The sequence below is a fragment of the Prevotella sp. C0209C1 genome, assembly GCF_056583855.1.
In genome coordinates this window covers 1-19,729 of sequence record NZ_JBWPJP010000002.1, presented here as the reverse complement: position 1 = coordinate 19,729, position 19,729 = coordinate 1, and the positions used below count along the sequence as shown (strand labels likewise).

The window sequence follows — 19,729 nt, the reverse complement described above, 5'->3', positions numbered from 1 at the left end:
CGATTGTTTCATTTGGACTGAACCAAGAAAAGGCGGTAGCCACCTTTGAGTGTTACCTTGATGGTGCGCAGCTTCTTCTGAAGCAGCTGACTTGCTCCCTGCATCACCCCACGAGCTGCCTCGGAGATAATCTGGTCCTTAGCAGAGGAAGCGAAGGTAAAGGAGGTCCCCATAGAACCGCCGATGTTCGCCCCGACTTCTTTAAGTGCATTGATGTCCTCCGAACCAGGTATATACACACCCTCCTGTCCGTCTGTGTCGTATGCCGAGAGCTTGACGGCTATGATATGCCCACCAACCTCAATACTCTTAATGAGCAGGTGCATACGGTTGCCCTCAATCTTAGCAATGGCTATGAGTCGGCTTTGACGTGGAATGCGCAGTCCCTGCACCTTGGCACTTTCAAGCAGACGAAGCACCACATTGTCGCCCTCCTTGAGCGTGGTCGTTCTGTCCACCACCACTTTGAGCGTGTTGCGCATCGTGGGTGCAGCCGTACTTGTTAGCGAATGGAAACCCAAGTTGCGAGCCTTTTTGCCGTATTCCTCCATAAAATACACATCGCTCATAGGTTGGTCAAGTGAAGATACTAACTGCCTACGCTCCGGCAGCACCTCCATTGCAGGCTTTTCATTCTGCATGGTCTTGCCCTTAGCGGCTTCAGAGCCACCTTCAGTGTCTTCCGTCTTCTCCTTTCCTGCCGTCAGACTATTATTGAAGGTAGGTGGAGTTGATGCTTTAGGGAGATACTTCGCTGCCATCTGATAGCTCTTTTCCATCAGAGCAAGCTGTCGTTTCTCTTCATTGTCCTCCCTACTATCCTTTTGGGATAGCTCTTTTTTGAGGTTGTCTATCTCCGAACGCAAAGCCTCACGTTCCTGCTCGTGTGGGTCGGGAGCGTAAAAGGAGTTCAAGAGCCGATTATTCTCCTCATAGCGATGCATGGAGCTTTCTATCTTTGCCGTAGAAGCAGCTGTCTCTGCACGCTGCTCCTCTGATAGAGCAGTGTTCTGTGCAAAGTAGTCCGATAGCCTGCCCATCTCCTCACGGGTCTGTTCTTCCTCGTGTGCCTTGTCGCCTAATTCGTAGGCTTTGAGCTTGTTTTCGGTGAGCTTTTCCGTCGTTGCCTGCGGGATACTGTCATTGAGTCCCTGCTCCGCTGCAGTCTTATCCTTGCCCGATGGTGCGAAGATAAACCACATCGAGAGGGCAAACAGCAGTCCTAATCCTCCGAAGACCAAGCCTTTTTTCATTTGTTCTTTCTGTTTATTATCCATTTTCTTTGATTGTTTGATGATGTTGTAGGTAAAAATTGCCGTGTAACTCTTGTAAATTGCTGTCCATCCGTATCAGACTGTCCGTCAGCTTTCCCGTGGGGATGGGTAGTTCCTCCTTCTTTGGAGGAAGGAAAAACTGCGCTATCATCCAAAGCGAGCAGAGCAGATAGATGAAGCTCAGCCCATAGACGATAGCCTTGCGCTGCCTTATCGTGAGCCTTTCACACCAATGGCGGAGCCACAGGTGAAATCTCAGATAATGGTGAGCGAGCAAATAGTTTACTTTTCTTGCCATAGCCTTATCGTTTATAAGTCTGTATGTCCCTGTTCTCCTTGACGAGAAAGTTCTCAATCAGGAAGCCTTGCGGGTTGTTGTCCGAACGGACAGAGTTCTGCAGCGTGCAGGTCGTTACAAGACTGCGCTCTGTAACGTTACTCTGACGGACGATAAACTCCCGTGCATAGGTTGTTACCGCATAAGGGTAAGTATTGAAGTTGCAGTGGATAGAGTCCACCTCTATGCGCTGATTGACATTGCCCGATATGGCACGGTTATAATAGCCTTTCTCTGCCAAGTCTTTATAATAGTTGAAAGCCGACTTATCACACAGCACAAAGGCACGTTCCATGTTCTTCTCAATGGCATCCTTGTCAGGCGCAATGGTGAAGAACAGCTCATGAAAACGACGCACGTGTTCTCTTGCCTCTACGGGACGATTACGACTTGCATCCTGACTGAGGGCAAGCATGAGTGACTTTCCCTGGTCAAGCACATAGATTTTCTCCCTCTGCTCCTTGGCGAAGCTGTACGAGGCATAGACAGCATAACCGCTTACTACCACACATACGATGGCAAAGACAAAGGCATAGAGCCGTATCTGTCTGAATGAGGTCTCGATATTGTTAAGTGATTTGAATTCCATTTTTTTCTTTTATACCTGTTGATTAATTAAGCATAGTTGCTCGATTTCTATTTTCCTTTGAGCAAGGCTCCCTTGATACGTCCACCGACATTTCCCACAGCGGCACCTGCGCCTGCCATAGCAGCCTTGCCACCAGTGTATGCACCTTGTACGCCACGCTGTGCCGTCTGGTTGACATTGCGACCGTAGGAGCCAATACCGCCTCCGGCTTCGATAATCCAACCTGCCACGGTAGGTACACAGAAGTAGCCTACAATACCGATAAGGAAGAAGACGATGTAATACCACGTCCCCGAATCAGGCAGATAGTTCGGATCGCTGAGCACCTCGATGTCCTTCTGTATCATCAGAACCTGTATCTTCGTAAGCAATGCCGTAAGAATAGAGCTGACAGGCAGCCACAGATAGACCGATATATAGCGTGAAAACCATGCCGTAAGTGAGCCTGCAAGACCATCCCATACGGCTATGCCGAAGACTATCGGACCGAGAATGGAAAGGACGATGAGCATGAACGTGCGCAGCGTGTCGATGATAAGTCCTGCAGCATGGAAAAGAAGTTCTAAGAGGTCGTGTACCATCTTCATAATCCATTGCTTGGTCTGATAGGCAGCACGCTCGGCATACATACCCGCTATCGTCACGGCATCTTCAGGCCCAATGATACCCATTTCCTCAATCTTCTGGTCAAATTTCTCGTTCGATACAAGATAAGCCGTTTCAGGATTTCTGAGGTAGGCTTCCTCCTGCAACTTGTCTCGCTTGGCAGTAAGCTCTGCAAGGTTTCCCTCCTGTTGGTGTACCATCATCTCCGTTCCCTGCACTACGGGCGAGAGAACGGCATTCATCGTACCCAGTACGACTGTCGGGAAGAACATGATGCAGAAGCCCAGCACGAAGGGACGGAGAAGCGGAAAGACGTCTATCGCCTCGGCACGGGCAATGGAAGCCCATACCCGAAGGGCAATGTAAAAGAGTGCGCCCAAGCCTGCAATGCCCTTGGCAATGCCCGTCATCTGGGCACAGAGCGGCATCATCTCGTCATAGGTGGAGCGGAGCAGCTCATGTAAACTGGCAAAATCCATAAGCAAAAGTGTTTTATGAAAGTTCTTTCAAGTTCTTTTAAGTCTATGGATTTACCAATACCTGTTTGCCGTATTACCATAGAGCGCCTTAACAGAGGCAAGGTCGTTCTTTTCACGAGCACGGACATAACTCACGGAGATATTCTTCCTTGTATAGTACGACACCAAGGAGCGGTATTCACGTAGTGTGGTATAGATACGGTCTATCTGCTGCATGCGCTCGTGGTCGTTCATGGAGAAGACATTACTCTTGACGATGGACTTGAGTTCTTTCAGGCTCTCACCGCTTTGCTCGAGCAGCTTGGTGTAGCCCGAGGCCATCGCAGCGAGTTCTGTCGGGCGGAAGTTCTTGTCCGAGAGCATCTTCTTGTAGGAAGTGACATAGACCTCAGAGATGTCGCCCACCATCAGGATACACTCCTTGACCTTATAAGCATCGCCAATAAGGTTATTCACCTTCTTCAGGGCATCATAATACTTCTTGGTGTCGTTGTAGAGTTTCTCCACTTCCTTAAAACCGTCAAGGGTGTTCTTCACCGTCTTGGAGGCGGTGGCTATCTCCTTGACAGAATTGACGATGTTGCCGGCGAAATTGCCAGGGTCGGTTACTACCCACTGTGCGTGAGCTTTGGGAACTGAAAGGCTCAATCCTAAGAGAGCCATGAAAATGTATTTCTTCATTATTGCTATAGTTTTGATGGTTTGTATTTATTTCTTTTTATTGTTTCTTTTCTCTATGGCAAGCTGACGGATAGCCGTTTCGATATCTCCACCGAGCTGTTCCGCACGCTGCATGACCTCTACCTTCTCGGTTTCCTCCGTGGTGTAGGTCAGGTATTCCTCCATGCTCACTTCCGTAGCATAGACAGCACTCTGCATACCGCCCAGACCTATCCAAACTTCCTTGTAGAGTCGGTTCGGGTCATTGTTCTGGTTAATGGAGAGTATCTGGCTCTTTTCCTTTTCCGAAAGACCGAGCATCGCCTGTATGCCGTCGAACTTGGTCATGTACTTGCGCTGGTCGAGCAGTATCTTGCAGTCGGAGTTGTTGATGATACTTTCTTTGACAATGGGCGACTGGATGATATCGTCTACCTCCTGCGTTACGACAATAGCTTCCCCGAAATATTTTCTCACCGTCTTATAGAGATACTTGATATAGTCTGCCATGTTTGCCGAAGCAATGGCTTTCCACGCTTCCTCAATGAGTATCATCTTGCGGATACCCTTTAATCGGCGCATCTTGTTGATGAAGGCTTCCATGATGATGATGGTTACCACTGGGAAAAGGTCTTTGTTGTCCTTCACTTGGTCGATTTCGAAGACGATGAAACGCTTACTAAGCAAGTCGATGTTCTTGTCCGAGTTCAGCAGGAAATCATATCGACCACCACGATAATATTGCTTCAATGTCGTTAAGAGGTTATTGATATTGAAGTCCGAGAGCGTTACCTTGATGTCACGTTTTTCCATATCCTTTCGGTACACGTCCCGCAGATACTCATAGAAAGTATTAAAACAGGGTGTAACGCTGTGGTCAGCACACATAAGCTCGATATAGGAGTTTACAGCAGAACCAAGTTCGCCCGCTTCGGTCTTAGTGATATGCTCATCGGCACTCTTCCAGAGCGTGAGCAGTAGCGTACAGATACTCTCCCTTTTCTCTACATCGAAGAAGTAATCATCCGTGTAGAAAGGGTTGAAGGAAATCGGACTTTCATTGGTATAGGTGAAATACACGCCGTCCTCGCCCTTGGTCTTGCGGTGGATAAGTTCGCACAAGCCCTGATATGAGTTACCCGTATCGACCAAGAGGACATGTGCCCCTTGCTCGTAATACTGACGTACCATGTGGTTGGTAAAGAAACTCTTACCACTACCCGAAGGACCTAAGATGAACTTGTTACGGTTGGTGATGACTCCCTTTTTCATCGGCAAATCCGATATATCTAAGTGGACGGGCTTTCCTGAAAGGCGGTCTGCCATCTTGATACCGAAGGGAGAGAGCGAGTCCTTATAGTTCGTCTCTGCCGTAAAGAAGCAGAGGGCAGGCTCGATGAAAGTATAAAATGACTCTTCTGCAGGAAAGTCTGCCGCATTACCGGGAATACCCGCCCAGTAGAGCGTTGCCGTATCAATGGTGTTGTGTCGTGGCTTGCACTCCATCAGTGCCAACGCGCTGCCCACATCATTCTTGATGTTGCGGAGTTTTTCCTTGTCATCGCTCCATGCTAGCACGTTGAAGTGGGCACGAATGGAGGTCAATCCCTGTGAGTGGGCGACGTTGAGATATTCCTGTATCCACTCTTCGTTAATCTGATTGCTTCTGCTGTATCTTGCAAGCGAGTGCATGTTGCGTGCCTGCTTCTCAAACCTTTGCAGGTTGTCATCGCTGTCCTCGATGAAGATGTACTGATTATAGATATGGTTGCAGGGCAGCATCAAACCTACGGGAGCGGCAAAGGAAAGTCGGCAGTCACTTCTGTCGGTGGATAGCCGTTCATATCGGCTATCCGTGCTGACCGTTGTCGGTAGGTCATCCGTATCGGAAAGTGTATGCAGACAAAGCATATTGTCGCCCACATGCACAAGGTCTGCGCCCAGACGGATGTCCTCCAAAGACGAATGCCCTTCTTCAGATAGAGAGAAATACCTGTCGAGCAGTCCTCCTTTTTCATTTGTGCCAACTAACTCGTCTTCTGTCATGCGGACAATCCTTATCTGCTCGGTATCGTTGATGATGCGCTCGAACTGGTCTACGGCTTCCATGAACTTCATCACCTCATCCTTGTTGGTGATTTCCTTGGGCAACAGATGTCCACGGCAGAGCGAAGAGAAGTTGCTCTGCTGTGCCATACGCTGCTTGTTCGTCTTGGTAAGGAAGAGATAGACTGAGTGGTGTAGATACGGACGCTCGTTGAAATGCCGTTCAGAGGAACGGGCAAGGAAGCTCAGCCCTCCATCGGAGAGCTTTCCTTGGTAGTCCTCCTTAATGAACCAGTCCTGCTTGTGTACGATGCTGTAATCGGGGAGCACTTTGATTGCCTTATGCCAGGCAGAGTGCATTGCTTCGTATTCTGTAGAAGTGACGGTAAAGAGTTCGGGCAGCTCCACACGGAAAGCCACCGTGATGTCAGCGTCCTTGCTCACCATGCAGCCCTGCTCGATGGAGAGCAGCGGGAACTTTGATTCAAGGGTCGTTATCTTGCTTTTGTTTCTCATATCTTTGCTTTCTTTGGTTGAAGATTACGGATAAGGTGGCAGACCGTACGGCGGTTCACAAGGTAGCGTGGGTGCATACGTACTGCTCCTTTTTTCATCAGCCCATATTGCCCGTACTTTCTGTTCATGGTGAACGTTTGCCATACCACAAGGCTGGCACCCACTACGCCTATGACAAGACAGGTAATTTGGCTGACTCCACAGAGATAGAGAATGACCACAAGAATGAAGACAGCCAGCAAGCCTCCCGCAAAGAGGAAGAGATACTGCGCCTTCAAGCCCTTGAACTCCACCGTCCGGCCTACACCTTTGTTGATTTCAAATGCTGCCATCGCCTTACAGGAAGAAACTTCTCAGGATAGTGGCAGCCACGATGAGGAAGATACACGCACCGAACCAAGAGGCTGCGGTCTTGCTCGTATCGGGATCACCACTTGAGAACTTGTTGTACACTTTTATTCCTCCTATCAGACCTACCACAGCACCGATAGCATAGATAAGCTTCGTTCCGGGATCAAAATAGCTTGTTACCATCTTTGTGGCTTCATTGATACCCGCCATGCCGTTGCCTTGTGCGTACGCTCCTGCGATGGTCATTGCCATCAGGAGCAGCATTGTGATTTTCTTTTTGTTGTTCATTGCTGTTTTTATTTTAAGTTGTTAAACAAATTATTTTCATTTTGGTGAAAGTGGCAAGGGGTAGCTCGGTTTTATCGTATGACAGATATTGGCAGATTGTTTTACTTTTGAGCCACCCCCGCATCACTTTACAATTTTATAATATGAGTAAGAACATTAGTTTACAGATAATATGACAGTGGAAGTTCGGATTCTTCCGAAACATCGCTGTTGCTGCTCTCTACGTTTGAGTCCGTTTCAAAGTCAGAAGAAGAGTTTATATTACTTTCCTCTAAGTCCAGTTCTTCCGCCTTGCGAATGGCAGCAAGCAGCTTTTGATGGTCTTTCTCTTGCTTGAGCGTTGCCTCCTTGATATAGTCCATAAGCTGTGTGCCCCGTATGCTTTGCAACGTGTCCTGCACCTTGTCTTCATCTTCCTTATCAAGTTCATCGTCATTCCTATGCCAGCCGTTTACACGATATAAATCTCTTGTAAGAATGGCCGATGGTGAGACTTCGGGTAAGGAATCGTCTGCAATCTGCAGTTCCTCACGGATGATAGTTTCTTCGTCAGATTCGTCCATCGTATAGTCAACCTGCATTTCATTGTCCTCTTCTGTATTTCCCGCTTCTTTTGTTTCTTCGGACACAGATGAGTTTTTCTCTGCAAAAGTATTAGGTTTTTCATCAGGATTCTCAGAAGAGGAAGCAGCGGGAATTTCGGAGATAGACGGGGAAACGAAAGATTTACTCTTGCCCACCAAAACGTGACGTGCATTGTCAATCTGCTCTTGGGAAACGGATGTGTTGAGACTTGTGCCATGCCCGTTTCCTTTCTGTTTCGGTGTATTCTTCCCTGATTGGGCTGCCAATTCTTGAAATAACCTCCAAAAGTATGCGATGCCGAGAGTTATCCACACTATACCCAGCAAAAGCAATACGCCTAACAATAAATTGATTATCATAAGTCTATGGTTTTATCACGCCTGCGTTGTGAGGCGGTATGGTTCAACAAATCCTGATACGTTTTCAAATGATCGAGAAGGATATTCTCAATATACCCCGTGATAGAAGCCTCCGATCTGATGTCGTTCAGCACATCACGCAGTATCTGGAGTATCTCAGTATGGATACTGAAGCCAGACTTGTTGCGCCCGTTGCGGACACCCGTCAGAAATCGCTGTTCGTATTCAGGAAAGTCCATTGCTGGGGAAGAATCCTTCGTTCTGGCATTTCTCTTTCTTTTCGAAGGCTGCGCTGTTTTGGCATTGCTGCCATTAAACGAAGTTTCTTCCGGTATTTCCTCCTGTTCGTCAATGTTAGAAAGAGAGGCACTTGCATCTTCTTCCACAGAGTCTGAATCATCATCCAAATCAATGGGGTCGTCAAAGTCTGGTGTGTTCTCCTCTGTGCGCTTCTTGACACCTATGTCTGCCATCTCCTCCAATTTCGCTTGAAGCAGCTTTTCACGTTGCTCTTTCAGTGATTTCATACGCCGTTCTCAGTTTTCAGGTTGAGTTTCTTCATGACCTCCTTTACCCACTCATCCACTCCAGTCTGAGGGCGGAGAGCCGGTGCAGGGGGCAGGTAGGAACAGCGGAATACACCTTTGACACCCCCTTGTGCTAATTCCCTGCTGAATCGGACGGAGTTGTAGATACGAGTATCGAAAATCGGCAGTCCCTGTTCCTCAGCATTCTGACTGAACAGGTCAATGACCATGGTACTGGCACTGCGGTTGATTTTGTTCCAAAGCAGAAAGAAGTCCTGAATGCGTGAGCCTTCAAATCCGATACCCAAGTCCCTGATTGTCTTGGCGTATGCAAAACTCGATGCCAGCGACTGTGGGTCGGCTTCTATAGGTGAGATGATGTAGTCCATAGTAATGGACAAATCCATCATGGCACTGGTAAGGGCATGACCAGGAAAGTCAAAGATAATCAGTTGCGGTGCCGTCTTCATTTTACGAAAGTATTTCATGACATCGGAAACGGCTCTTTCCGGTTTGCTTCTGATGATATGATACGATTTCTTGCCGTAGCGGGACAGGCGCTCGTGAAGTTCCCTGCCCAGTTCGGGTGAGGACTCGATGAGGTCTCTGTCGCGTTCGCGGAGTTTGTAGAAAGATTCCTGCGTACCGTCGCAATCCACGACGGCAAGGGAGATGTTCTTCTCGTAATATAGTATGGAAGCCAGCACTTCGGCAAGGCTGCTTTTGCCAACTCCGCCTTTCTGCGAGGCGAAGCCCAGATAGATGGGATTGTTTTTTTTCTTTTCCATATTCATAATCGGTTGTTACTTATGTTATAAGTTGATGTATATCTTGACTGACAAGTCATGTCATATTTGTTGTTGAAACCATATTTTTGACTCGACCTAAAAGTCTGGTTTTGACCCAACTCAATTTTGACTCAGCTCAAAAACATAAAACCATCCGCAGTTCAAACCTTTATTGATTGAGATTTTTGAAGTTGAAATCATTATTTTGGACTCTTCATCTATATAGGTTTCAAGCTGTCTTTCAACTGAATCTGCTTGCAAAATAACAAGGTTTTATCCTAAGTTTCAACTACCTGTGAAGTACAGGGAAATGCAAGGAAAAAGAGTGAATATCATTGATAATGAGATATTTGAAAATCTGCCGTAACTTTGCAGGCAGATAGAGAACATGGAGCTAATCTCCCCGAAGCGGACACCCTGAAAGGTGGATACTTCTATTGCATCATCTCTTGATATTGGCAAGGTGTGTCTTTGTCCGACAAACTCCGTTTTTGCCGACAAAGACCCTTGCCCCAAAGGGGAATTAAATTACTCCAAAGTCGTAATTACAAAAAGGAAAGATAATGAATGACAAGATAGAACGATGGGACAGATGGGATACCCGTCTTCCCAAACCCAAAGACCAGCAACGGGCGATTGATTTGTTTCAACGTTCAGGCGCAGAAACCAAGTCGGATTTTGTGCGTGGTCGCATTCTTGGGGAGAGTTTCAAGGTGATTACGGTGGATAAATCTGCCGTGGAATACTACCGTAAACTCTCCGAACTGACGGCACAAATCCATAAAATTGGTGTGCTCTATAACCAAACCGTGCGTGCCATCAACAGTTATCACAGCGTGAAGACCGCACAGATTCTGCTTGAAAAGTTGGAGAAACTGTCGGCTCAAATCGTAGCTTTGCAAGAACAGGCTATCCGTTTAACCATTGACTACCGCAAAAGATGATTGCCAAGATTTCTGCAACGGAGAACCTTGGAGGAGCACTCGGCTATAACTTCAAAAAGGTAGAGAAAGAGGAAGCAAGCATTCTCCTTGCCGCTGAGTTGTATCAGGACGGAGAGGGACGTTATACGATGGAGGACGTGATTGCCGACATGGAGGCATTGATACCGAAGAAATGCCGAACAAAGAAAGCGGTGTTCCACTGTTCGCTCAATCCGCACCCGGACGAGAAACTCTCTGATGAACTTCTTGCGCAGATTGCCAAGGAGTATATGGAAGCACTCGGCTACGGAAAACAACCCTACATCGTGTTCAAGCACAACGACATCGCCCGTGAGCATATCCACATTGTGTCGCTTCGGATAGATGGTGAGGGAAAGAAAATCAACGACAAGTTTGAAAAGCGAAGGAGCAAGCAGATTACTGATGCTCTGGAAAAGAAATATAACCTCATTCCAAGTTCAAAGGTCAGTGATAGAACAACAACAGAAACGCCAAAGGTCGATACTACGCAAGGAAATATCAAGGAACAAGTGGCAAATACTGTTCGTTCTGCGATGAAGCATTATACATTCTGCTCCTTAGGTGAACTAAATGCCGTTCTGCATAAATACAACCTTGCGGTAGAGGAGGTTAAAACGGAGTATCGAGGAAAGCGATATGACGGACTGGTCTATGTGCCTACCGATGACAAGGGCAATAAGGTGAGCACGCCCATTCACGCCTCGGACATTGGTAGAGGTGTGGGCTATGCTGCCGTTCAGAACAAGATGCTGAAATCGAAGCAGATAGTTAAGCCATTGATACCAACCATCAGAAGAAAGGTATTAGAAGTAATGCGTACTTCTCCCCAGACGGAGGAAGAACTCCGACAAAGATTGGAGGAACAAGGCTTGCGAGTGGTAATCCGAAAGAATGATAATGGACGCATCTATGGTATTACGTTCATTGATGACAAAGAAGGCATTGCGCTCAATGGTTCCCGATTGGGTAAAGGATATGCTGCCAATGTATTCAACGCATATCTATCTAATCCAGCACACAATCCATTCTTGGATGAATCGCTTTATGGAAAGATTGATACCACCTTACAGCAACAGATGCAGACAATACAGTCTGATGAGCAGGAAGGCGACAACCTTGTCGATGAACTTATCGAGGATATGGCAGATGGTTCTTTCCTACCTACGGGCAACGATGATTGGAAAGAAGCGGTATGGCAACGCAAACTCCGCAGACAAAGTAATATAAAACTTAGACGAAGAAAACATTAAATAAACGAGTATTTCTATCTCCCCTCCCTTCGGAGGAGTTGGAGACGGCTACAAAAACATAGCATTATGGCACAGGAAGATGATTTAAGAGCATTAGGTAAGGTTATGGACTTTATGAGGGGCATCTCAGTGGTATTCCTCCTCGTTAACTGTTATTGGTTCTGTTACGAGGCATTTCATGTCTGGGGTTTTACGCTTGGAATCATTGATAAGATACTGATGAATTTCCAGCGTACCACAGGATTATTTTCGTCTATCCTTTGGACAAAACTCTTTTGTGTGGTATTCCTTGCCTTGTCCTGTCTTGGGACGAAAGGCGTGAAAGAGGAGAAAATTACATGGCCAAAGATTTGGACGGTGCTTTTCTCAGGCTTTGTCTTTTTCTTTCTCAATTGGTGGCTACTGGTATTGCCCATCAGCAAGATCGGGGTAGCCTCCCTCTATATATTTACGCTGTCCATTGGCTATATCTGTCTGCTGATGGGTGGCGTATGGATGAGCCGACTACTCAAAAACAACCTTATGGACGATGTGTTTAACACAGAAAATGAAAGCTTCATGCAGGAAACAAGGTTGATGGAGAATGAATATTCGGTCAATTTGCCCACACGCTTTTATTATAAAAAGAAATGGAACAAGGGTTGGATTAACGTGGTCAATCCTTTCCGTGCCTCAATGGTACTCGGAACACCGGGTTCGGGCAAATCCTACGCTATCGTGAACAACTACATCAAGCAGCAAATAGAAAAAGGCTTTGCCATGTACATCTACGATTATAAGTTTCCCGACCTTTCCGAGATTGCTTATAATCACCTGCTTAATCACTTGGATGCCTACAAGGTAAAGCCGCAGTTCTATGTCATCAACTTCGACGATCCGAGGAAATCGCATCGGTGCAATCCTATCAATCCTGCCTTTATGACGGACATATCGGATGCCTATGAGAGTGCCTACACCATCATGCTCAACTTGAACCGCTCGTGGATTCAGAAGCAGGGTGATTTCTTTGTGGAGTCACCGATTATTTTGCTGGCAGCCATCATCTGGTTTCTGAAAATTTATGAGAATGGGAAGTATTGCACATTTCCTCATGCGATAGAGTTTCTTAACCGTCCCTACGCACAGATATTCCCGATACTTACTTCCTACGATGAACTTGCCAATTACCTTTCGCCTTTCATGGACGCTTGGGAGGGTGGCGCACAGGACCAGTTGCAGGGACAGATAGCCAGTGCCAAAATACCGCTATCTCGTATGATTTCACCTGCTCTCTATTGGGTAATGACGGGCGATGATTTTTCGCTCGACATCAACAATCCCAATGAGCCGAAAGTGCTTGTTGTGGGGAACAATCCCGACCGTCAGAATATCTATTCGGCGGCACTAGGATTGTATAACAGCCGTATCGTGAAGCTCATTAACAAGAAGAAGCAACTCAAATCCTCAGTGATTATCGACGAGTTGCCGACAATCTACTTCCGTGGCTTGGACAATCTGATTGCCACTGCACGAAGTAATAAAGTAGCAGTGTGTCTGGGTTTTCAGGACTTTTCGCAGCTAACCCGTGACTATGGAGACAAAGAAAGCAAGGTGATTCAAAATACGGTGGGAAATGTTTTTTCAGGGCAGGTAGTAGGTGAGACGGCTAAGACGCTTTCCGAACGGTTTGGTAAGGTACTTCAGCAACGACAGTCCATGACCATCAATCGAAACGACAAATCCACCTCTATCTCCACACAGATGGACAGCCTTATCCCTGTAAGCAAAATCAGCAATCTCACACAGGGAATGTTTGTCGGTGCTGTGGCCGACAATTTTGATGAGCGTATTGACCAGAAAATTTTCCATGCAGAGATAGTTGTGGACTCTGCAAAGGTTTCCGCAGAGATGAAAGCCTATCAGCCAATCCCAACAATCGCAGACTTTACAAATGAAGATGGCTCCGATAATCTCAAAGAGACCGTCGAAACCTACTACAAATCAATTAAACAAGAGGTCTTAACTCTTGTAAGTAGCGAGATCGAAAGACTCAAAAATAGCCCCGTTTTAAGGCACTTGATGAAGGAAAATTAGAGAACGATTCTTAATGCTCTTTCTAAAGCTTTCGTTAAGTTTTGTTCAGGCAATGCTCCATATATGTTATTATCAACTAATTACATTTTTTCTTAGAAGAAAAGTGAAATTTTGGCGTATAGCTCATTTTGCAGGCTGTTTTTTGTATTAGGTGTTCAATAGCTCAAATTGCAGGCTGGCTTTATTCAGAATATTCAAAGAGTTTATATACCTTTGCCATGCAGTCTGAAGCATAATGGAGCTCTGCTGGGGAGCAACTCCATGAGGAATAGGATTGTATAAAACGACAAGTATAAGCAGGATCCATTATGGGTGTGGTTCCTGCTTCTTCATACTTTGAGTTTCTATCAATGCCAAGAAAAACCCATTGATGAACCTTTTGCGATTCTCTTGTGTAAGTCCGCTATGATTGTTCAAGTTTTTCTTCAGGTCAATGAATGTCCCCTCAATCTTGTTGTTAGTATTGGGCATTCCCCAGCATTCTTCCCGCTGACAGGTAAAAAGATAAGGCAAGTAGAAGTCAAGGCTGTTCATGGCTGACCTCAACCGTCGGTGCGTATAATGCAGCCTGCCGTCCTTGTGCAGACTGCGGTGTTCTATCGTACCCTTCCACTTTTCCTTCCATGCTTGATATTCGCTCCTGAAATCAGCCTCGTGGATTTGATGCAGCCTGTCCACGAGAGCCTTTAAATCCCGGCTGGCCAGCATTCTCGGATTCTGCGTAAGATACCTTCTGACAATCTGCTTCATGTGGAACTGGCACATCTGTACATGGTACTCAGAGAAAGACTTGAAGAGGCTCTTTTTCCCATCAATAATTAGACCGCGTATGACATATCCACGCTTCTCAATACTGACGACTGCGTCTTCATAGTCCTTCACTGTCTCGCTCTTTACAAAGGACAGATAGAGAGGTTTTCCGCTCTCCGTATCCAATGCGAGCAGCACACCGAAGTTTCGACCCCAATACGTTACGTCCAGATGGACAAAACCGCTTCCGTTTAGTGGAGGTTGCACCCACTCACACTTGATGTCATGCAACCTACGCTTGACCGTAGAGAGGCTTATCCTGAAGCGTACCGATAGTTCATTGATCGTCTGCTTCTGTTGTTGATAAGCAGTCCACAATTCATCATCGCTCACTTGGAAACCGGAGCGAAACTGATAGCCGCAATCCTGACATTTATACAGTTGTATACCTTTGCGAACACCATTCTTTTTCGTGTGCGTACTACCACACGCACGACATCTCATTTTGAACATACTAACTTTGAATTTTTAGGCAACTTAAATGCCCATAAAGTTAGTATACATCGGAAAGACACCTATGTCTCAGCCTGCAAAATGAGCTATTGAGCAATTTGAATCGTCAATTTAGTGCTGAAGGTATCTTGAATGGGCGAAACATGTGTAAATATCGAATGGCATGACACTTTTCAGCCTGCAAAATGAGCTATAGGTCGAAATTTTGTAGATATTCTATTCTGATGAATTATAAATTTCAAGGGAAAATGTTTTTCCAAATTCAGTTCTGTTTAGCTGTAAAAATCACCTTCCCTCCAAAATAACAAAAGGAGTCCAGCTATCTAAATCTCTTTAATCACTATTTGTAGGTATTTTGATGCGGTGTGAGATAAAAAAGTTGCAGGAATTTTGGGTGCTCGAAAATAAATTCAAATTCATTTAGACAAATAACGAGAGGGTATTTTGGAGGGAAACCTCGTTGGTATTTACAACTCGGTATTTTTATAAGATTTCATTGGTTACTAGTGACTGAATTCTGTTTTATCTTTGGTAATAACGAGATATTATATGGTTTACTACACTTGTTTTTTCAATAGTTACAATACCTACTCCATTATACTCTGAGTAAACCATTTTGCTTTTTATCGCATACGGAATCTCAATGGAAATTGGAATATAGTAAATACCTTTGTGGTAGATACAGTTCTTTTTAAAAGATATTTTTCCATAAATATATCCAAATTGTGAATAAGGGAAGGCATTTAACTGAATAATAATGGACTGATTATTATGAATCTTATAGTAATCTTCCTCTCTAATTGCTATAGTGTTAACATCTTTTTGGGGGCTTTTTTTTATATATACTTGTCCCTCAAGCGTTTCAGAGTATTTTATAAAAAAAGATGATATAAGAGTGCATAGAACCACGAAGAAAACTGCTAATAATCCATAACGAATATTTTTAGAAGGAATCTTTGATAAAACCTCATCGAATTCTTTAGAACGTTTGGTATACATCTTAATTTGTCTCATAATTGTTTGTTTACCAGATTATAATAAATCCCTTTTTGGGCAATAAGTTCGCGATGTGTTCCAATCTCCTTTATTCTACCCGCTTCTATCAATACAATTTGATCTGCATTGCGAATAGTACTTAGACGGTGTGCAATTATTATTTTGGTTTTATTTATAAAATATGTAGACAGATTTGAGACAATGTCATTCTCGTTTTTGGTGTCTAAAGAATTGGTTGCTTCATCAAGAAACAGATAGCTTGGATTTTTATAAATAGCTCTTGCTATTAAGATTCTTTGCCTTTGTCCTTGGCTTAATCCAATTCCATCGTCTCCTATCCTTGTATCGTACTTTAAAGGTAAATTAATTATAAAATCATAAATGTTTGTTATCTTTGACACCGTATATAATCTGTCTTCATCGAATTCATCTGGGTTGACACATATATTATTTGAGATAGTATCATTGAAAATATAGCCATTTTGCATGACAACTCCACATACAGAACGCCAACGCGATAAATCAATGTCTTTTAAATTGGATGTTCCTACATAAATATCCCCAGTCTCTGGGGGGTAGAAACCTAATATCAATTTTAAAAGAGTTGTTTTTCCCGTTCCACTGACACCAACTATTGCAGTCGTTTTTCCAACTGGAATCTTTAGTGATATATTGTCTAATATCATAGGGGAGTATGGGTCATTATACCTAAATGAAACATTGTGTATATAAATATTTTGATTAGACAATTCTTCTTTATAAAGTTTGACAACGGGGGTGTTTTCTATTTTTTTTAAATGTATTTCTCCCAACCGTTCTAAAGATATTTTAGCATCTTGTAATGAATGAATAAATTGGATTACGCTTGACACCGGACCATTTAATTGACCATTAATATATTGAATAGCCATCATCTCCCCCACACTTAGCTCACCCTTTATAACTAAAAAGGCAGAAAAAAAAACAATACCGATATTTTTTATGTCGTTTAATAGTGTAGCACCAATGGTTTGTAGCTGTTCTAGCCTAAGACCTGCTATAGATATTTTGAAAAGCTTAATTTGTATCCGTTCCCATTCCCATCTTTTTTCAGTTTCGCAATTATTGAGTTTTATGTCTTGAACTCCATTTATCAATTGATAAACACTACTTTGATTTTGTGATGAAACAATAAACCTTTTGTAATCAATAATTCTTCGTCTCTTTAAAAAGAAAGAAAGCCATCCTATATATGCCGTAGAGCCGGTTAAGAAAATCAAGAAAATATATTTATTGAATATAAAAAGGATGGTACCAAATACAATAATAGACATTGTACTGTATAAAATGTCCAAAAGATTGGACACCAAAAAAGCCTCTATCCGATCGTGATCTTTAATTCGTTGAATAAGGTCGCCCGTAAATTTTTTATCAAAAAAGCCTAATGAAAGACTCAGCATTTTACAAAGGAAATCTGAAATGATAGAAATGTTTATTCTTGAACTTATGTGGAGCAATAGTGAACTACGGATATACGAAATAATAGAATTACATATTGTAAAACATAAAAATCCAATAATTATTAAATAAATAGCTTGTATATCTCTATGTCCAATTCCTTTATCAACAATGGATTGTGTCAAAAATGGAAATAGAATTTGAAAGACACCTCCTAGTATTAGTCCAATTAGTAGTTGTAAATAATATTGCCTGTAGGGCTTGATATATGTTAATAGAAAAGAAACGCTTATTTTTTTTTTACGTTCATCACTTTTATGGAATGAAATAGATGGTTCTAGTAATAAACAAATACCATATTCTTCAAAATGCTCAAAAGATTGTAGCCATGCCTTTGAAAAAGACTCTTCATCTAAATCTATTTTTCCAACAGAAGGATCTGCAATTCTATATATACGTTTTCCTCTACTTGTTTTTATATCATATAATACCACAAAGTGTTCTTGTCTCCAATACAAAATACAAGGACACTTAACTTGCTTAGATAAGATGTCTAATTTAATTTTTACCCCTCTTGTCTTAAAACCAATTTTTTCTGCAGCTTTAGCTATTGCCAATAATGAAACTCCCTCTCGTGTTATATATGTTATATCTCTTAGATACTCTAAGTCTAATTTTTTACCATAATATAGTGCAATAGATTGCAGACAAGCTGGACCGCAATCCATAGCATCTAACTGAGCTGTATAAATAAATTTCTTTTTAAATAGTCGCATAATTTATTGCAGAGGACAATTTACATCTGGTAAATCCCATTTTTTAGACCCATTTTTACGAATAATATCCCTATAGCATATTTGTTTTTCAGACCTACATCTTTCAAATAAAGTACAACTATGGCATTTACTTTTGGAAGAAATTGCACTTTGTTTGACATGATACAATGACAGGGCTTTGTCTGAATTCCAAATTTCGTCAATAGATTGACGTTCAACATCGCCTATAATAAAGTGTGGATGCCAATATAATTCTTCACAAATAGTTACCTTTCCATCTGGGAGTATAAAAATTTGAGAAAAATTCCCAGCACAATATGCTCTGTTAAGGAAAGATTTTACTTTCTCTTCCTGCGTAGTGAGGTCATTTGCACTGTCAACTTCCGAGATGGGACTTTCCAAACCTTGATATTTAATCTCAATCTTAGATGCTACAGATATATGCTTAAAGTAATTGAACAATTCTGTTAGCGAGTCTGTTGGCGGGGTTACTTTTCCTCGATATTTTGGTAAAGAATAGATAGATTCGTTTCCAATATCAGGCTTCCAATATAATATATTCTTTCTTTCATTTAGAAAATCAAACAAGGATGACATATCCTTGAGGTTAGCATTCCATTGATGTAAAACGCTATGTATTGCTACTGGTATTTTTTTTTCTTCCATATAAAGGAGCATGGATTTTACTTTGTTTGTGTAATTTTTCCCAACCTTAAGAGTCTTCTCTAGTGTTTCAGAAATAAGGCTATCAAGTGAGAATTGTAAAGGTAAATTATATGTTGCAAATATATCTATGTCTTCTTTAGAGAGAGGTATTTTAGTTGAGACAAAAGGATAATAATCATTTTCTACTAATGAAAAGAGTAATTCTTTCCAATGTGGATACAAGAACACTTCTCCTCCAATTAAGTCAAAGCTTACAACATTAAGTCTTTTGGCTTCTTGAATAAGTTCAAGAATTTTAGAAAGTGGAAGAGTGCAATTGGTAGGACGCCGTTTGTCTGCATAGCAATAATAACACTGTGTCGCACAAATGTTATTCAACATTAAAGTTATAAATGATACTGTTTTATGACGACGGTATTTCAGGTTAAATCGATCTATAATAAAATCTGATGGATTATAGCGATGGAAAGGATTCTTATAGCTAAAACGAGAAATAATTAAATTTTTTGGGAAACCGATAGTTACTCCTTCGTACACAAATCCTACATCATCTGGATTATCTATAAGCTTAAGAATAAATGATTCTACAAATTTTCTCTCAACAGGTATAAAATTTATTACTCTTGAAACAACACTTTCATAGTCGCTCCCATCTATGAAAGAGAGAATTATTGCATGAAGAGGATGTATAACACCTGTGAATGAAAGATTTGCAGTTGCAGATAATGAATATAGGCCAGTGCGTCCTAATAACAATACACTGTCGCCATCAGGTTTAAGAATATATGCGGGGTTAAGTAATATCGGGTCAATCGTAAAACCCAGTTGCAAGCCCTCTCCTCTCAGGCACATAATTTCATAAGTATTTGTTATCTTTGCATCATGAAGAATCACCAAT

18 protein-coding genes are annotated in these 19,729 nt (G+C 42.9%); 3 read left to right on the top strand and 15 right to left on the bottom strand.

From position 1 onward, the window contains the following. Positions 1-8: 8 nt before the first annotated feature. From traM to AC1DCD_RS00500, 11 genes are all read right to left on the bottom strand, one after another. Positions 9-1,277: a conjugative transposon protein TraM gene (traM, locus tag AC1DCD_RS00550; RefSeq protein WP_464639692.1), complete on the bottom strand. Its 1,269-nt coding sequence runs from the start codon at positions 1,275-1,277 to the stop codon at positions 9-11. Further along, positions 1,270-1,572, bottom strand: a complete 303-nt coding sequence (locus AC1DCD_RS00545; protein ID WP_060933335.1) for a hypothetical protein — start codon at positions 1,570-1,572, stop codon at positions 1,270-1,272. The genes traM and AC1DCD_RS00545 overlap by 8 nt, the downstream gene beginning before the upstream one ends. Before the next feature lie 4 nt (positions 1,573-1,576). Continuing rightward, positions 1,577-2,200, bottom strand: coding sequence for a conjugative transposon protein TraK (traK, locus tag AC1DCD_RS00540; RefSeq protein WP_060933334.1), 624 nt, complete (start codon positions 2,198-2,200; stop codon positions 1,577-1,579). Between the two features lie 47 nt (positions 2,201-2,247). Next, on the bottom strand, positions 2,248-3,285 hold the full coding sequence (gene traJ, locus AC1DCD_RS00535; protein ID WP_464639694.1) for a conjugative transposon protein TraJ: 1,038 nt from the start codon (positions 3,283-3,285) through the stop codon (positions 2,248-2,250). Between the two features lie 51 nt (positions 3,286-3,336). Further along, positions 3,337-3,966, bottom strand: a complete 630-nt coding sequence (locus tag AC1DCD_RS00530; protein WP_060933332.1) for a DUF4141 domain-containing protein — start codon at positions 3,964-3,966, stop codon at positions 3,337-3,339. 27 nt (positions 3,967-3,993) lie between these two features. After that, complete coding sequence (locus AC1DCD_RS00525; RefSeq protein WP_464639696.1) at positions 3,994-6,507, bottom strand: TraG family conjugative transposon ATPase; 2,514 nt, start codon at positions 6,505-6,507, stop codon at positions 3,994-3,996. Next, positions 6,504-6,839 carry a DUF4133 domain-containing protein gene (locus AC1DCD_RS00520; RefSeq protein ID WP_039868556.1) on the bottom strand — a complete coding sequence of 112 codons (336 nt, stop codon included), beginning with the start codon at positions 6,837-6,839 and terminating at the stop codon, positions 6,504-6,506. Before AC1DCD_RS00520 ends, AC1DCD_RS00525 begins: the two co-directional genes overlap by 4 nt. Before the next feature lie 4 nt (positions 6,840-6,843). Beyond that, positions 6,844-7,146: a DUF4134 domain-containing protein gene (locus tag AC1DCD_RS00515; protein ID WP_008449145.1), complete on the bottom strand. Its 303-nt coding sequence runs from the start codon at positions 7,144-7,146 to the stop codon at positions 6,844-6,846. A 161-nt stretch (positions 7,147-7,307) separates the two neighbouring features. Beyond that, positions 7,308-8,090 carry a hypothetical protein gene (locus AC1DCD_RS00510; protein WP_464639698.1) on the bottom strand — a complete coding sequence of 261 codons (783 nt, stop codon included), beginning with the start codon at positions 8,088-8,090 and terminating at the stop codon, positions 7,308-7,310. Further along, the gene (locus tag AC1DCD_RS00505; RefSeq protein WP_036857203.1) at positions 8,087-8,617 is read right to left on the bottom strand and encodes a DUF3408 domain-containing protein; all 531 of its coding nucleotides are present in this window, start codon (positions 8,615-8,617) and stop codon (positions 8,087-8,089) included. The genes AC1DCD_RS00510 and AC1DCD_RS00505 overlap by 4 nt, the downstream gene beginning before the upstream one ends. Next, positions 8,614-9,411, bottom strand: coding sequence for a ParA family protein (locus AC1DCD_RS00500; protein ID WP_464639700.1), 798 nt, complete (start codon positions 9,409-9,411; stop codon positions 8,614-8,616). The genes AC1DCD_RS00505 and AC1DCD_RS00500 overlap by 4 nt, the downstream gene beginning before the upstream one ends. Positions 9,412-9,968: 557 nt before the next feature. On the opposite strand from AC1DCD_RS00500, the gene AC1DCD_RS00495 reads away from it, so the two are divergent. From AC1DCD_RS00495 to mobC, 3 genes are all read left to right on the top strand, one after another. Then, positions 9,969-10,349, top strand: a complete 381-nt coding sequence (locus AC1DCD_RS00495) for a plasmid mobilization protein (protein ID WP_464639702.1) — start codon at positions 9,969-9,971, stop codon at positions 10,347-10,349. After that, positions 10,346-11,620, top strand: a complete 1,275-nt coding sequence (mobB, locus tag AC1DCD_RS00490) for a conjugal transfer protein MobB (protein WP_464639704.1) — start codon at positions 10,346-10,348, stop codon at positions 11,618-11,620. The genes AC1DCD_RS00495 and mobB overlap by 4 nt, the downstream gene beginning before the upstream one ends. Before the next feature lie 66 nt (positions 11,621-11,686). Then, positions 11,687-13,693 (top strand): conjugal transfer protein MobC, encoded by a 2,007-nt coding sequence (mobC, locus tag AC1DCD_RS00485; RefSeq protein WP_464639706.1) that lies wholly within the window; start codon positions 11,687-11,689, stop codon positions 13,691-13,693. 306 nt (positions 13,694-13,999) lie between these two features. Here mobC and AC1DCD_RS00480 read toward each other — a convergent pair whose 3' ends face one another. From AC1DCD_RS00480 to AC1DCD_RS00465, 4 genes are all read right to left on the bottom strand, one after another. Beyond that, the gene (locus tag AC1DCD_RS00480) at positions 14,000-14,956 is read right to left on the bottom strand and encodes an IS256 family transposase, variant Zn-binding type (protein ID WP_036856809.1); all 957 of its coding nucleotides are present in this window, start codon (positions 14,954-14,956) and stop codon (positions 14,000-14,002) included. 522 nt (positions 14,957-15,478) lie between these two features. After that, positions 15,479-15,970, bottom strand: coding sequence for a hypothetical protein (locus tag AC1DCD_RS00475; protein WP_008449094.1), 492 nt, complete (start codon positions 15,968-15,970; stop codon positions 15,479-15,481). Beyond that, complete coding sequence (locus AC1DCD_RS00470; protein WP_008449150.1) at positions 15,967-18,165, bottom strand: peptidase domain-containing ABC transporter; 2,199 nt, start codon at positions 18,163-18,165, stop codon at positions 15,967-15,969. Before AC1DCD_RS00470 ends, AC1DCD_RS00475 begins: the two co-directional genes overlap by 4 nt. A 3-nt stretch (positions 18,166-18,168) precedes the next feature. Next, on the bottom strand, positions 18,169-19,725 hold the full coding sequence (locus AC1DCD_RS00465; protein ID WP_464652990.1) for an SPASM domain-containing protein: 1,557 nt from the start codon (positions 19,723-19,725) through the stop codon (positions 18,169-18,171). Positions 19,726-19,729: the final 4 nt, after the last annotated feature.

Excerpts from the sequence above, each read along its gene's own strand:
- traJ (WP_464639694.1), bottom strand. The coding sequence starts at position 3,285 with ATGGATTTTGCCAGTTTACATGAGCTGCTCCGCTCCACCTATGACGAG.
- traM (WP_464639692.1), bottom strand. The coding sequence starts at position 1,277 with ATGGATAATAAACAGAAAGAACAAATGAAAAAAGGCTTGGTCTTCGGA.
- mobC (WP_464639706.1), top strand. The coding sequence starts at position 11,687 with ATGGCACAGGAAGATGATTTAAGAGCATTAGGTAAGGTTATGGACTTT.
- AC1DCD_RS00525 (WP_464639696.1), bottom strand. The coding sequence starts at position 6,507 with ATGAGAAACAAAAGCAAGATAACGACCCTTGAATCAAAGTTCCCGCTG.
- AC1DCD_RS00480 (WP_036856809.1), bottom strand. The coding sequence starts at position 14,956 with ATGTTCAAAATGAGATGTCGTGCGTGTGGTAGTACGCACACGAAAAAG.
- AC1DCD_RS00510 (WP_464639698.1), bottom strand. The coding sequence starts at position 8,090 with ATGATAATCAATTTATTGTTAGGCGTATTGCTTTTGCTGGGTATAGTG.
- AC1DCD_RS00500 (WP_464639700.1), bottom strand. The coding sequence starts at position 9,411 with ATGAATATGGAAAAGAAAAAAAACAATCCCATCTATCTGGGCTTCGCC.
- AC1DCD_RS00520 (WP_039868556.1), bottom strand. The coding sequence starts at position 6,839 with ATGGCAGCATTTGAAATCAACAAAGGTGTAGGCCGGACGGTGGAGTTC.
- AC1DCD_RS00470 (WP_008449150.1), bottom strand. The coding sequence starts at position 18,165 with ATGCGACTATTTAAAAAGAAATTTATTTATACAGCTCAGTTAGATGCT.
- traK (WP_060933334.1), bottom strand. The coding sequence starts at position 2,200 with ATGGAATTCAAATCACTTAACAATATCGAGACCTCATTCAGACAGATA.
- AC1DCD_RS00505 (WP_036857203.1), bottom strand. The coding sequence starts at position 8,617 with ATGAAATCACTGAAAGAGCAACGTGAAAAGCTGCTTCAAGCGAAATTG.
- AC1DCD_RS00495 (WP_464639702.1), top strand. The coding sequence starts at position 9,969 with ATGAATGACAAGATAGAACGATGGGACAGATGGGATACCCGTCTTCCC.
- AC1DCD_RS00475 (WP_008449094.1), bottom strand. The coding sequence starts at position 15,970 with ATGAGACAAATTAAGATGTATACCAAACGTTCTAAAGAATTCGATGAG.
- AC1DCD_RS00530 (WP_060933332.1), bottom strand. The coding sequence starts at position 3,966 with ATGAAGAAATACATTTTCATGGCTCTCTTAGGATTGAGCCTTTCAGTT.
- AC1DCD_RS00515 (WP_008449145.1), bottom strand. The coding sequence starts at position 7,146 with ATGAACAACAAAAAGAAAATCACAATGCTGCTCCTGATGGCAATGACC.
- mobB (WP_464639704.1), top strand. The coding sequence starts at position 10,346 with ATGATTGCCAAGATTTCTGCAACGGAGAACCTTGGAGGAGCACTCGGC.
- AC1DCD_RS00545 (WP_060933335.1), bottom strand. The coding sequence starts at position 1,572 with ATGGCAAGAAAAGTAAACTATTTGCTCGCTCACCATTATCTGAGATTT.